This is a genomic window from Mycolicibacterium doricum, assembly GCF_010728155.1.
GTDB classification, from domain to species: Bacteria; Actinomycetota; Actinomycetes; order Mycobacteriales; family Mycobacteriaceae; genus Mycobacterium; species Mycobacterium doricum.
Genome location: NZ_AP022605.1, coordinates 1,812,629 through 1,826,413, shown reverse-complemented (window position 1 = coordinate 1,826,413; position 13,785 = coordinate 1,812,629). Strand labels below are relative to the sequence as shown.

Genomic DNA, 13,785 nt, shown 5'->3' with positions numbered 1-13,785 from the left:
GAAATCTATGGAAGACAACGACACCGTGGACGTCGACGTCATCGACACCTCGAGCCTCGGGGACCGAAGTTACCTGATCAGCGCCGGCGACACGGCGGTGGTGATCGATCCGCAACGAGACATCGACCGCATGCTCGATGCCGCAAGGTGTCGCGGCGTGCACATCACCCACGTGCTGGAAACCCACATCCACAACGATTACGTGACCGGCGGCCTTGAATTGTCGCGCAGTGTGGGGGCGGAGTACGTGGTGCCCGCCGGCGACGACGTCGACTATGAGCGCCGGCCCGCTCGCGACGGGGACCTGATCAACGCGGGCCGCATGCAGCTGGAGGTGATGCACACGCCCGGCCATACACATCACCACGTCAGCTATGTGCTGCGCGACGCCACCGGCGGTGTCGTGGGAGTGTTCACCGGAGGGTCGATGCTGCATGGCACCACCGGACGCACCGATCTACTCGGCCCCCAACACACCCAAGAGCTAACCCACGCGCAATACCGTTCGGTGCGTCGTCTGGCCGAGACGCTGCCCGACTCCACGCGGGTCTATCCCACCCACGGTTTCGGCAGTTTCTGCTCAGCCACTCCCGCCACCGGTGATGCGTCCACGATCGCCGAGCAGCGCACCACCAATCCGGCGCTGACTCACGACGAACAGGCCTACGTCACGGAACTTCTCGAAGGGCTCTCGGCTTATCCTGCCTACTACGCCCACATGGGAGTGATCAATCAGGCCGGGCCCGCCCCAGTTGATCTATCGCTACCCGAACCGGTCGATCCGACCGAGCTGCGGCGGCGCATCGACGCCGGGCACTGGGTGGTCGACCTGCGCCACCGCACCGCGTTCGCCGCCGGGCACCTCGATGGAACACTCGGATTCGAACTCTCCGGCACCTTCGTCACCTACCTGGGCTGGCTCTACCAATGGGGTGAACCACTGACGCTGATCGGCGACACCGTCGAGCAGATCGCCGACGCACGACGTGAACTGGTTCGCATCGGCATCGACGACCTCCACGGCGCAGCCACCGGCAATGTCGCCGATCTGCGCGCCGCCACCGAATTGCGCCGCTACCGGGTCGCCGACTTCACCGACCTCGCTGACATTCTCGGCAACCACGACGAGGTGGTCGTGCTCGACGTGCGGCAACGCCAAGAATTCGCAGCCAGCCGCATCCCCGGCGCGGTCAACATCCCGCTGCACGAACTGCCCGACCGCATCGACGAGCTGCCCGACGGGCAAGTCTGGGTGCACTGCGCCTCGGGCTACCGGTCCTCGATCGCTGCCTCGCTCCTGGACCGGGCCAGTCGCAGCGTCGTGCTCATCGACGACGACTACAGCACTGCAGACCGACTCCACCTCACCACCACGTGAACCACCCATCACCGACCCCGCGGGGTCCCCGCAAAGGTGACCGGGGTCGGGACGATCAGCTCGCCTTTCACGCCGCACGTTGCTCGACCCCGCCACGATATGAGAGGAGCTACCTGCCATGACCTCGACCAGCGTCACGCCCCTGCCCGGATCGCTATTGTGGTGACATCACCCTGGCCGGCGACACGAATGGAGCCTTCCATGACTCTGACAATCGGGCACACCGCTCCCGATTTTCATGCCCAGACCACCGACGGCCCGATCAACTTCCACGAGTGGATCGGCAACAGCTGGGCAGTGCTGTTTTCACACCCCCGCGATTTCACCCCGGTGTGCACGACGGAACTGGGCTACATGGCACGGATCAAACCCGAGTTCGACCGCCGCAACGTCAAGATCGTCGGCCTGTCGGTCGACCCGTTGGACAACCACACCGCATGGGCGGGCGACATCGCCGAGACCCAAGGAACCGCTCCCAACTTCCCGATGATCTCAGACAACGACTACACCATCTCTAAGGCCTACGGGATGCTCCCTGCCGGAATCACCGGGGATCCGACCAAGCACAGCCCCGCCGAGATGGCGACCTTGCGCAACGTCTTCGTCATCGGACCGGACAAGAAGATCAAACTCGTTCTGGTCTACCCGATGACCACCGGACGCAATTTCGACGAGATCCTGCGTGTGATCGACTCGCTGCAGCTCACCGCCGAGCACAAGGTGGCCACCCCTGCCCAGTGGCGCCCAGGCGAGGACGTCATCATCGCCGGATCCGTCACTGACGACGAGGCCCGACACATCTACCCGGACGGATGGAAGGCCCCACGGCCCTACCTGCGAATCGTGCCCAACCCGATAACACGCTGACGTCGCGCCTTTAGCCCCGCGCATATGCGAACCGGGCCCACAGTGCACTCGGTATCGCCGCCAGCGCCAGCAGGAAAAGCAGCATCAACGCCGCCCTGGCATCAGGCCAAGAGGCCGCTTCACAGGCAGGATACGGGCGGTGCGATCATCAGCCCGGCCGTGAGGGCAGGCCCGAGAAGGACCGCACCCATCACCAGGGCCAGACCCGTGCGGGCGGGTGTTCGGTTGGGCGGGAAGAGGAGTCGCTCGATCCGCTGCGTCACGGCCAGCCCGGCGGCGCCCAACGCCGCCACGGGGGTGGCTAGGGGCGCATGGGGAGATGATGAGGTCGGGGATGGCAAGATCAAAACGAGCAGGGCATCGACCACGGTGTCGGCACTGTGGCGGCGGGCGGCTGCGTCATCGGCGCACATTTCCAGGAGACGGGCAACCTCGGCCGCGCCAGCGGTGAACAGCCGCACGCGGGACAAGACCTTGCTCAATGCCCCGGTCAGAGCCAGAACCAGATGGTGACGTCCGATCAAATGGGCGCGTTCATGGGAGATCACCGCGGCTCGCTGGGCGTCATCGAGAACGTCGAAGGCCGCCCGGGTCATGACGATGGTGTGGGGGCGACTGGCCAGGCAGTACACCCCGCGCCGGTCGCTATCAATGACGAGCGCCCCGCCAGGCCCAAGTGGAGTGTCCCCAGCAGCGAGTCTGACGGCCCGGACGTGATCGACGCCGCCCCGATGGGCCCGGTGTAGAACGTTCACGGCGCGAGCGGCGAGCACCAGCACCGCGACAGAGCCCATCACCGCCAAGACCACAAATGTGACCTGCAGCAGATCGCCGTACCCGCCGCGGGCGATCAATCCAAGACCGGCCACGCAGCCCGTCAGCACGGAACCAATCTGACCCCAAGAAACGACGATCTGATAGGAGAACAACGCCAAAGCGCCCACCCAGGCCACCACGACGGTGGCCATCACCGCGAGCCAAGCGCACACACCAAGGCGGGGTGCGGCACCGTTGCGAGTGGCGCGCGAGAGCAGTCCCGGTCCCAGCACCGTCAGGGACACGGCGTAGACGAGCAGACACACGGCAATGTTCACGTCGTCGTCATACCCTGCCGCGACGACGAAGGACGTCTTCGAGTCCCGCCAATTCCTCCGGGCTCATCTCTCCCACGAAGTGCGTCAGCACAGCTGCTGTTTCGTGTTCGCCGTCACTGAGGGCTTCGCGCATCAGCCCGGCGATGTGTTCGGCGTGGCTCAATACGGTGCGGTAGCGAAACGCCTTGCCCTCACGCTCGCGATGCAAATGACCCTTGCGGTGAAGATTCTCCATCGTCGACAGCACCGTGGTGTACACGATCGCACGGTCGGTGCGCAACAGTTCGAAAACCTCCCTGACCGTGCCCTGCCCGCCCACCGACCACAACCGCGCCATCACCACGGTCTCGAGTTCGCCGAACACCCGCACACCATCACCTACCTAATTGCCTACTGCGACTGAGACATCTCCTTGAAGCGGGGGGGGGCGGAAGAACGGTGCGCTTTCCCTGTCACCGCTCGCCGCAAAGGGACACCGGTTACATCTCCCCGGTGCAACACGGGCACGGTTCCTTCATGTCCATGTCGGCGCAACACGTGCAGTTGTCCATCGGCATCGCCATCATGGCCTCGTCGCAACACCACATCAACGGCTTCGCGCCGCCAGCGGTGTAGGTGACCGCCATGGGGTCGCCGCCGGTGACATCGAAGTAGATCTTGCCTGTTGAGGTCTGGCCTCGTGCCAGCGTTGCGCCGGAAATGCCCTGCGCGCTTGCCACTTGCCAGAGCACCGGGTAGCTGCCCCCGTCATTGGTTGCGTTGAAGTTAGGAATGATGGGTGTAGCGGTCCCGGAGATCGCCGTGACCGCACCGCGACGGCGTCGATCCGCGAGTTTCTCGCCGATACGACTCTCCAGACATATCCGATGGCTAGGCATTACACCGGCAAGAACAAGGAAGGGCTGGAGGTCCTGGCCGCTAACCAGAACGTGGCCAATCCTTTTGACCTCTCTCCTCAGGCGTTCGGTGCCGTGTTCAACCGGGTGCGCCGGTTCTATCAGCTGTCCCTCGTCGACTGCGGACCCGAGATCGAGCATCCCGTCATGCAGTCGGTGCTGAGCCGAGTCGATTCGCTGATCATCGTGGGCACCATGAACTTCGACGGTGCCGCCGCCGCGGAGACCACCATCAAGTGGCTTGCCGCCCGCAGCGAGTACCAGGGGCTGCTACGCCGGTCGGCACTGGTCCTCAACGACGTATACGACAACGCGGACAAGGACATCCTGGCCAAAGTGCGCGAAACGATCGGCCAGGCCGTCGGCGGGACGACGGTGATTCCGTGGGATCCGCACCTGCGTGACAGCGCGCAGCTGGACTTTCCTGCGCTGCGTCGCCGCACCCAGCTTGCCTACATCGAGTTGGCGGCATGGCTGTCGCAGGGCTTTCGTAGTGGGCGAACGGCGCTGCGGTGACTTCGACACGAGACGCCGCGCTCAGCACCGGCACGGCAGAACAAACGGAGCAGCTTCGCCAGGTGCTGGTTGCGTTGATGGTCAACGACATTCAGATCGCGATGCGTCTGGACGCCGCTGCTCCGATTGGAGTCCAGACGCCGGCTCTGGTCGACGTCCTCAATACCCGCCTGGCCGAGCTTGGCCATCAGCGCCTGTCGGTGCGCCCCACCGATACCAAGACCGCACGGGGCCGGTGGGCGCTGTGCTGGGTCGACGGCACACCACTCAAGCCGAAGCGCTCCCTGAGTGAGCAGGGAGTGTTCGATGGGGCCACGCTGTGGCTGCGCTTCATCGACGACACCGAAACGCGGCTTCCGGTCATCGAACACGTGACCAGTGCCATCCCTGCGGAACTGCGCAAGCGCTGGCCATCGGTGACGCCGCCCTGGGCCGCCCGCGTGGGGGTCGTCCTTGTCGCAGTGGCGATGGCGCTGGTTCTCGCACTGTTGCTGCGGTGGCGTTACGGGCACGACGACGCGCTGGCGAGCTTGGCTGCCGGTGTCTGCGCCCTGGTGCTCATGATCGCGGCGACCGTCACTGGTATTCGGTCCTCGCGCAGCCGACGAGCTGCTGGCGATCTGCGCAACGTCGCCCCCGATCGCGCGGAGACGATCAACGCCGAGTCGTTCGTTGCGGACACCCTATTGGTGTTGGCCGCAGTGACGACGACCGTGGCAGCCGCAGCCGCGATCCCTGGGCCACTGGGCGCTGTGCATGCCGGACTCGGCGCAGCGATCCTGCTGGCGGCCGCCATCCTGGTCATGCGGTTCACCGGGCGCCACGTCGCCCTGTGCACTGCGGTGGTGGTCCTTAGCGCCGCGACGTTGACCGCCGGCGTTCTTCGGATGCTGCTGATGACTTCTGCGGTCACGCTGCTGGCGTCGATGCTTCTCGTCTCGCTAATCTGCATCAAACTGGCACCGGGCTTCGCCCGCACGCTGGCCAACCTGCGGTTGCCGGTGTTCCCGTCGTCCACCGGGCGGTGGATCTTCGAAACCCGGCCCGACCTCCCCAGCGCCGTGGTCGTCCCCAGCGGCAGGGCTCCGGCCCTGGACGGCCCGGAGTCAGTCCGCAGTGTCATCATCTCGGTGGACCGCGGTCATAGCTTCCTGACTGGACTGCTCGCGGGCTTCGGCACGCTGCTGCTCATCTGCGCCACCGCGCTGTGTGATCCACATATCGAAAGGCGTTGGCTGCCTCTGGTCGTCGCCGGGACCAGCGCCGCGGCCGTTCTACTGCATGCCCGTTCCTATACCGACCGGCGTCAATCAACGCTGCTGGCGGTCTTGGCGGTCGGTGTGGGGCTTGCGGTCCCGGTACGCTTCGTGATCGAGCTGTGGAACACCCCGGCGCTGCTGATCGGATGCGCCGTGCTGCTGGTGCTCACCGCCGGCGGGCTGATACTGGCGGCGATTATCCCGTCGCACGTCTACAGCCCGATGTTCAAGCAGATCGTGGAATGGGTCGGCTACTTGCTCCTGGTCGCTCCGTTCCCGCTGGCGTTCTGGCTCATGGGCGTGTTCTCCGCGATCCGGTACCGCTCATGAGGGCCGTCAACGTTTTTCGCGCGACATCGTGCACCGTCGGGGCGATGCTGCTGGCGCTTGGGCCCGCGCTGGCCACCGCTCCGTCCGCCGGTGCGGTGAACCCGCCAGTGATCGACCCTGGCGCCCTGCCAGCCGATGGTGATCCCACACCACCGGAGCCCATGAAGCAGGGGGCGTACTGCCCGCGCGTCGGCACGCTCCCCGACACCGATTACCGCGTACAGCCCCGCTACATGGACATGCTCGACCTCGCCGACGCGTGGCAGTTCGGTCGGGGAGCTGGCGTCAAAGTGGCGGTCATCGACACCGGCGTCAACCCACATCCGCGCTTGCCCAACCTCATTGGCGGCGGGGACTACGTAGTCGACGGCGGCGACGGCCTGCAGGACTGCGATGCGCACGGCACGATCGTGGCCGCGCTGATCGGTGCGGCGCCAGCAGACGGCAAGACGCCGTTACCGCCCGCACGTGAGACACGGCGACCCGAATCCGTTCCGACCTCTGAGGCACCGCCGCCACCCCCGCCGCCACCGCCGCCGCAAACGGTGATCGTTCAGGTGCCTCCGCCTCCGCCTCCACCGCCACCACCGCCGCCGCCGAATGCTCCGCCGGCGTCCTGGGAGCAGAGCACCGGTGGCGCGTTGCAGGTGCAGCTGGTGGATTTCCCCTCACCGCTACCTGCCCAGCCACCGCCACCACCGCCCGCACCGGTCATCCCACCGCCGGACGCTTTCAGCGGGATCGCTCCGGACGCGGAAATCATCTCCATCCGGCAGTCCTCACAGGCCTACAGCCCGGAGAACTCGTTCGGCAACGAGGACCCGGTGACCCGCCGCAAGGCCGGCGACATCGAGTCGATGGCGCGGGCGATCGTTCACGCCGCGAACATGGGCGCGCAAATCATCAACATCTCCGAGGTGTCGTGCATGAGCGCCCTCGATGTGATCGACCAGCGCGCACTGGGAGCCGCGATCCGCTACGCGGCGGTGGATAAGGACGTCGTGATCGTCGCTGCCGCGGGCAATACCTCGAACAAGGACTGCAAACAGAACCCGATCTACAACCCGCTGCAACCCGACGATCCCCGCGACTGGGACGGCGTCACCACGGTGGTGACCCCGGCCTGGTTCTCCGACTATGTGCTGACCGTGGGAGCTGTCGACGCCGACGGTAATCCGCTGGCCGACTTGAGCATGGCCGGTCCGTGGGTGTCGATCGCCGCACCGGGGACCAACATCGAGAGCCTCTCCGCTCGAGATGACGGACTGATGAACGGTGTCGAGGGCCAGGACAAGCAGCTCGTCTCGCCGGCAGGGACCTCATTCTCGGCTGCGATCGTGTCCGGTGTGGCCACCCTAGTCCGACAGAAGTATCCCGATCTGACGTCTCATCAGGTGATCAACCGGTTGATTCGCACCGCCCGCCCGCCCGCTCGCGGCGTCGACAACCAGGTGGGTTACGGCATCGTCGATCCCGTCGCGGCCCTGACCTACGACCTTCCCGATGGTGATCCCCGGCCGCCGGAGCGCATCGCCGAATCGCTGGTGCTTCCGCCGCCGCCGACCGAGCGTGACATGTCAGGGGTGTGGATCGCGCTGAGTGCAATCGGAGGCGTCGCCGTGCTGGCGGCGGGGGCTGTGGGAGTGGCAGCAATCGTGCGAGGTAGGGGGGCGCAGTGAGGTCAACGTTTCCGCTGGGATTGAACCTGGCGTGGTGGCGAGTGCTGCTGGCCTTCATGGTGACCGTGGCCCTGCTGGGCATCGGTACGCACCTGTGGCACGGCCCGGTCGCCCTAGCCGCACCGATCACGTTGGCGGTCATCTTCGCATGCCTGCTGTTGCTGACCTGGCGTCACGGCACCCTCGGCGCGCTGCTGGGCCGGCGGCTTACCCGCCGCCGTGCCGACACATCAGTGGCTGAACCGGTGATCTCGCACCGCCTGCGGTGGACCACTGAGGAAGTCGCGATCCGTGGTGACGAGTTTGAAGCGTTGGCGGTCGTGGCTGTCGACGGCCCGTCGCACAGCCCTTCTGTCCTGGATCAACATCAGGTCCAGTCGGCAGTGCTGCTCCCAGTCGAGGTCGTCGCCCATGCGCTGCACCAGTTCGATGTGAACCTCGCCGGCATCGACATTCACAGCGTTGGGCGCCGCCGGGCAGGTGAGGCCCACCATCACTACGCCACCACCTACAGCGGAATCATCTCCGACTACGCCGCGGTGGGTGCCCGCCAGACGTGGTGTGTGCTGCGGCTGCGCAGCGTCGACAATGCCGGCGCGATCGCCACCCGCGATTCGGTGGCGGCCACATTGGCGGCATGCGCGCGACGGCTCGCCGTCGAGCTCAACGCTCATGGATGCCCGTCCCGGCTCGTCGACGCCGCCGAACTCGCCGAGATCGACGAGGCGTTGACGGGGCCGCTGGGCAACGACCCCCAGGCGCACTGGTCCGGGCTGGTGCACTCGGCGGGGGTGGTCTCCAACTACTGGATCTCGCCGCCGGACATCACGACCGCCACCCTGGATCGGTTGTGGTCACCCGATACCGACGCCACCCTGACCTCGATTCAGCTGCGTTCCGCCGCTGATGGCGGCGTCGCCGTAGGCGCTCTGGTCCGCTACGCCACCGCGGGGAAGCTCAAGGAGGCACCGCTACGAGGCCTGAATCCGATGTCCGGACAGCACGACCGCGCCGTGCGCGCGACCGTTCTGGACCCTGCACTGCCCGAGCTACGGCTGCCGCACCGTGTGCTGGGGGACAGCGAGGTTCTTCGCGCGCCGATCGGCGGGACGGGCATTCTGGTGGGCACGACCGCGACCCGTCATCCCATGCTCGTTCCCCTTGGCGATGCTTGCCCCGGCAAGCAGTCCTCGGTGACCGTCGCCGGCGAGCTGGCGCTGCTGATGCAGATCGCGATGCGCTCTGCGGCCATCGGATATCTGGTGGCCGTGGTGTCCGATCAGCCAGCGCGGTGGCGTAACGCGTCTGCGGCGGGGTTGCGCGTGGTGCGAGACCTACCCGACACGCTGCCTGACGGCGGCCGCGCGATGATGGTGGTCTATGACCTCGCGAGCACTCCTGCCGTGCATCCCAGCGCCGCGATCACCGTCCGAGCGGTGGAGCGGGGAACGGCCAGCGTCGCTGACGTCCACCTCGAACAGGACTCCAACAGCACTGCGGTCATTCGCACCGCGGACTTCCGGTACCGGCTGCACATCGACGTCCAAGCGGAGCGCAACCTCATCGCTGCCGTGACCCGTCGAGTGGCGTGACCGGCCCGCCGCCAACACAATTTTCAGAAGGGATCCTCCGGCGATGACGAGCACACAGGCTGCCACCGACGCGGCACGTAATGCGATGGCCAAGGGCTTGCTGGCGTCGGGCATCAGCGTCGATGGCGTCATGGCCGGCAGTAACCCGGCGGTGGCCGCTGAGATGTTCAAGAAGGCCACTGTGCTCGACCCGGGAATCTGCGATGCCTGGCTTGCCCGCATCGTGGCCGGCGACGACAGTGTCGACGTCGTGGCAGCGGCGTGGGAGGCCCGCGAGTCCTACGGCTGGGAGATTCACCGCCTCAATCTGCGCGGAACATCATTTCGGCCGATGGTCTCGGATGGGCTCTTCCTGCGCCTGGAGATCACCTCCCGCGACGCGCTGCGCTCCGCGCTCGCCGTGGCGCTGATACGGGAGAACCGTTTCGCCCAGGCCAATGCGCTGCTCTCCGAAGAGACTCCCAAGGATCCGTTCGACGCCGACGCACACGCCTATGCCCATGGGTTGCTGCACTTCCAAGCCAAGCGGTGGCCCGACGTGCTGGCGGCGTTTTCCCCTGACCGGGTGTGGCGGATGCCCATTTACGGTGCGGCGGCCTCGGCCATGGCCGCAACGGCCCTCGCCTCGCTTGGAGTGTTCGAGGACGCCTACCGGCGTGCGCAAGAGGCCGTTAACAGCGACCTGGCCCCCGGTGCCGCGACCGTGGCGCTCTACACCCAGGCGATGTGCCTGCGGCACCTCGACAAGGCTGACGACGCCAATCAGCTGCTGCGGCGGGTGTATTCAAGGGATTCTCAGTTCGCCCTGGCCCGCCAGGCGCTCGACGACCCGACCATGCGCCTGGTGCTGACCAGCCCGGAGGCGATCGAGTCCCGCACAAATCCGTGGGATCCCGACAGCGCTCCGTCACCGGAAGCTGCTGAGGCGGCCAAGCATTCGGCCGAAGCAAGTGTTCTGCTCGCCGAAGGGGACGCGGAGCTGAACGCCATGCTCGGCATGGACGCGGCCAAACGTGAGGTCAAGCGCATCCGGTCCACCACAAAGGTCAATCAGCTACGCAGCAAGGCGGGCCTTCCCGTACCAGTCAGCTCGCGGCACACCCTACTTCTGGGCCCGCCCGGCACCGGCAAGACGACGGTCGCCCGCTCACTCACCAAGCAGCTCTGCGGACTCGGTGTCCTGCGCCGCCCCACGGTGGTCGAAACTCGACGCTCGAAGCTTCTCGGCCGGCACATGGGCGACGCAGAAAAGAACACCGAAGCCGTGGTGGAGGGCGCGATGGGCGGTGCGCTGTTCATCGACGAGATGCACAACCTCTACGAGACCGGCTACTCCGGCGGAGACGCCTACGGCACAGCGATCCTGGAGACGCTGCTGCCGTACCTGGAGAACGACCGCGCCCAGTTCGTCGTCTTCGGCGCCGGCTACCCCAACGCGATGGACCGCATGCTCACCGCCAACCAGGGCTTACGCCGACGGTTCCCCACGGTGATCCGCTTCGAGTCATACAATCCCGAAGAACTGTGGCAGCTCACGCAGCTGATGGCCGCTGAGTACAAAGACGTCCTCGCCGACGACGTCGAAGCCACACTTCGCCCGGTGTACGAACGGTATTACCTGCAAGAGAACAAGTCACCCGACGGCGACGTGATCCGCGGGACGGACTGGCTGGGTAACGCAGGCTTCGTCCGCAACATCGTGGAAAAGGCACGCGATCACCGCAACAACCGCGTCGACAACGAGGACCTGGACTCCCTCCTGGCCCAAGACGAACTGCTGACCGAGGCACAGCTGCTGCCTTTCCAACAGCTCATCGCCGAAGACATCGCCGAAGGCGTCGCGGCCGCAGTGTCCGATGCCCAAGACGACCAGATCCTGTAGTCGGGCGCGGCCACACGCGCAGGCTCCTGTCAGGGAATCATCGCAGGTCAAAAGCGGTCCGGCCGATTCGCTGCACGGTCGTTTCCTACGGTGAAGCTCATCCGCACGACACCCGCGCGGACCGGATGAGAAGGACCCCAGCCATGGATACGATCACTACCGACCCGAGCATCTTCGTCTTCGACATCGCGCCGAGCCGCCTGATGCCCATGAGCGCGGATTACTACCGCGAGTGCCAGATCGCCGGCGCGGGCAGCGTCGAGGTCGAGCTGCACGACCACAGCGTTGTCATCGTCTCCGCTACTCGCTACCTGCCGGCCGATGCTGATGTGGCGGCAGTCGTTGTCAACGACGTGTTGCAGGTGCTCTGCACCCGCACCGGCCGCGACGCGGTCATCATGCGCGAGTTCACCGACTGGACCGCCTACACCGTGCGGCGGTCGACACGGTGAGGGAAGTGACGTTGTGAGCGACCTCAGTCCCGAGGACATCGCCCTCCTGGAGGCTCAGGTGCCGGTGGGCCTTCTCATGTCGGCCGACGAGACGATGCGCCTCGTGCGCGTGACCCGAGGTGTCGTCGAGGCGCACGTGGGACGTGCGGCCGAGTCGGTCACCACCGCTGACGGGCTGGTCTTCTGGTTCGACACGGCGGCCGACTGCCTGGCGGTGAATCGGATGGCCACGCTCAACCTGCTGGCGGTGTCGGAGTTCTCGCCCCGAACAGTGCCGCTGCTGCGTGGCCAGGTGTTGATTACAGGTCAGCTGGGCGGCCAACCCGATGGCCTGACGCACCCGCAGATGAAGGCGTTGCGTCGGGAGCCCGGCCCCGTGTGGTGGGTGAACTGGGTGATGCACGTGCGGGTGGAACGCGATGAGCAGCGACGCCGTCGGGTTTGACCCACTTGCAGTGTCACAGCAGAGTGTGGTGGCGGGCGTGTGGTCTGCTGGCCGTAGGGCATGTGGTGGGTTATCTTCGAGTCAGCGTGGTCCACGCTGAACCTCTGATGGCCGTTCCCATGCGCGGTCACGACGAGAGGCAAGGGGGCAACTGTCTCGGATCGTTGGTAAAAGTCCCGTCCTTCCCGGGCATCGATGGTCGCTGGGGGCTCGATGCGCCGGGGCAATTGACGAGGACTGACTAATGACTCTCAACAAGGGTTTCAAGAAGCGGGTTCGCGCACGCGCCAGCAAAACCGGCGAATCCTACACCGCTGCACTGCAACACATGCGCAACGAGTCCGCATCGGCGCCGACGTCAGGACCCGGCCCCGACCACCTCGGGCGCATCGATCCGAACTTTCTTGACGCGCTGGCCGCGGAACGGATTCCCACGCCCCAGCCGATTCGAATCGCGGTGGCGCAAGCCAATTCTACGTCCGACCCCCGTGATCGAACCGCGTTACGCGAATCCGGTCGAGTTATCAGGTCCCTGATGGATGAGGCCCATGAGCAGGGAGCGGTGTTGATTCATTTCGGCGAAGGCACCCTTTGCGCTCCGGGTAAGCGAATCATGTCCAGCGACCCGGACCGGCTCACCGATGCTGATTGGTCGCGTTTCGACTGGGTTGCTCAACGACGTGAGCTTGAGCTGATCGTAAAACATGCCGCCAACTTGGGGTTGTGGACGGTCGTTGGTGCAGTCCACCAACTCTCGGCACCTCGCAGGCCGCACAACAGCCTCTACGTGATCGATCGCCATGGGCAGATCGTCACCCGGTACGACGAGCGGATGCTGTCGTTCACAAAGGCCAGCTATATGTACACCCCTGGCTCCGGTCCGGTGACCTTCGATATCAATGGCGTTCGATTCGGGTGCGCACTGGGCATGGAGTCGGTCTATCCGGAAGTCTTCATGGCCTACGAGAAGACCGACGTGGATTGCGTACTGTTTTCCAGTCATGGCCCAAATGCATCATTTTCCGTGCAGGTCCAAGGCCACGCCAGCACCAGCAGCTTCTGGGTCAGCTACGCCACCACATGCTCGACCGAGGAGAGGGACGCTGCTGGCGTCGCCGGCCGCGACGGTTACTGGCTAGCTCGCTGCACCGGAGATCAGCCAGCGATAGCGTTGGCCGAGATCAACGGCGACGAACAGAACTTCGCTCGCCCGTGGCGACGCAAAGCGCGCGGTGACTCGCTTTGGCCGGTTCCAATCTCATCGAGGATGACCCCCTTGCAGCCCGGGACACGTTCTGACTAAGCGTCGGGTTCGACGACGTCCACCTTGACCACCCTCCAGCCATCCCCGCCGTGGGTTCCTTTCCGCGACCCGGGGGGCGGCTCTCAGAAAGC

The 13,785-nt window shown here is 65.7% G+C and carries 13 protein-coding genes; 10 read left to right on the top strand and 3 right to left on the bottom strand.

The features are described 5' to 3' along the window. The first annotated feature begins 25 nt into the window (after nucleotides 1-25). Nucleotides 26-1,378 carry an MBL fold metallo-hydrolase gene (locus G6N07_RS09060; protein WP_064871849.1) on the top strand — a complete coding sequence of 451 codons (1,353 nt, stop codon included), beginning with the start codon at nucleotides 26-28 and terminating at the stop codon, nucleotides 1,376-1,378. A gap of 201 nt (nucleotides 1,379-1,579) precedes the next feature. Then, nucleotides 1,580-2,245: a peroxiredoxin gene (locus G6N07_RS09055; RefSeq protein ID WP_064871841.1), complete on the top strand. Its 666-nt coding sequence runs from the start codon at nucleotides 1,580-1,582 to the stop codon at nucleotides 2,243-2,245. 119 nt (nucleotides 2,246-2,364) lie between these two features. Here the strand turns inward: G6N07_RS09055 and G6N07_RS09050 are convergent, their stop codons facing one another. The 3 genes from G6N07_RS09050 to G6N07_RS09040 form a co-directional block, all read right to left on the bottom strand. Further along, nucleotides 2,365-3,213 carry a M56 family metallopeptidase gene (locus tag G6N07_RS09050; RefSeq protein WP_235849785.1) on the bottom strand — a complete coding sequence of 283 codons (849 nt, stop codon included), beginning with the start codon at nucleotides 3,211-3,213 and terminating at the stop codon, nucleotides 2,365-2,367. Between the two features lie 133 nt (nucleotides 3,214-3,346). Beyond that, complete coding sequence (locus G6N07_RS09045) at nucleotides 3,347-3,709, bottom strand: BlaI/MecI/CopY family transcriptional regulator (protein ID WP_082947841.1); 363 nt, start codon at nucleotides 3,707-3,709, stop codon at nucleotides 3,347-3,349. 109 nt (nucleotides 3,710-3,818) lie between these two features. Beyond that, entirely contained in the window at nucleotides 3,819-4,217 is a 399-nt protein-coding gene (locus G6N07_RS09040) for a DUF1942 domain-containing protein (protein ID WP_082947842.1), read from the bottom strand. On the opposite strand from G6N07_RS09040, the gene G6N07_RS09035 reads away from it, so the two are divergent. The 8 genes from G6N07_RS09035 (at nucleotide 4,206) to G6N07_RS09000 (ending at nucleotide 13,693) form a co-directional block, all read left to right on the top strand. Further along, complete coding sequence (locus G6N07_RS09035; RefSeq protein WP_085191446.1) at nucleotides 4,206-4,751, top strand: MinD/ParA family ATP-binding protein; 546 nt, start codon at nucleotides 4,206-4,208, stop codon at nucleotides 4,749-4,751. The genes G6N07_RS09040 and G6N07_RS09035 overlap by 12 nt on opposite strands. Next, complete coding sequence (gene eccD / locus G6N07_RS09030; protein ID WP_064871847.1) at nucleotides 4,748-6,340, top strand: type VII secretion integral membrane protein EccD; 1,593 nt, start codon at nucleotides 4,748-4,750, stop codon at nucleotides 6,338-6,340. Before G6N07_RS09035 ends, eccD begins: the two co-directional genes overlap by 4 nt. Beyond that, the gene (mycP, locus tag G6N07_RS09025) at nucleotides 6,337-8,019 is read left to right on the top strand and encodes a type VII secretion-associated serine protease mycosin (protein ID WP_163784159.1); all 1,683 of its coding nucleotides are present in this window, start codon (nucleotides 6,337-6,339) and stop codon (nucleotides 8,017-8,019) included. The genes eccD and mycP overlap by 4 nt, the downstream gene beginning before the upstream one ends. After that, the gene (gene eccE, locus G6N07_RS09020) at nucleotides 8,016-9,611 is read left to right on the top strand and encodes a type VII secretion protein EccE (RefSeq protein WP_131810950.1); all 1,596 of its coding nucleotides are present in this window, start codon (nucleotides 8,016-8,018) and stop codon (nucleotides 9,609-9,611) included. Before mycP ends, eccE begins: the two co-directional genes overlap by 4 nt. A 43-nt stretch (nucleotides 9,612-9,654) precedes the next feature. Further along, nucleotides 9,655-11,493 carry a type VII secretion AAA-ATPase EccA gene (gene eccA, locus G6N07_RS09015; protein ID WP_064876116.1) on the top strand — a complete coding sequence of 613 codons (1,839 nt, stop codon included), beginning with the start codon at nucleotides 9,655-9,657 and terminating at the stop codon, nucleotides 11,491-11,493. Between the two features lie 143 nt (nucleotides 11,494-11,636). Next, the gene (locus G6N07_RS09010; RefSeq protein ID WP_064876114.1) at nucleotides 11,637-11,945 is read left to right on the top strand and encodes a hypothetical protein; all 309 of its coding nucleotides are present in this window, start codon (nucleotides 11,637-11,639) and stop codon (nucleotides 11,943-11,945) included. A 13-nt stretch (nucleotides 11,946-11,958) separates the two neighbouring features. Next, entirely contained in the window at nucleotides 11,959-12,390 is a 432-nt protein-coding gene (locus G6N07_RS09005; RefSeq protein ID WP_064876112.1) for a hypothetical protein, read from the top strand. Nucleotides 12,391-12,634: 244 nt separating this feature from the next. After that, nucleotides 12,635-13,693, top strand: a complete 1,059-nt coding sequence (locus G6N07_RS09000; RefSeq protein WP_082947997.1) for a carbon-nitrogen hydrolase family protein — start codon at nucleotides 12,635-12,637, stop codon at nucleotides 13,691-13,693. Nucleotides 13,694-13,785 lie beyond the last annotated feature (92 nt).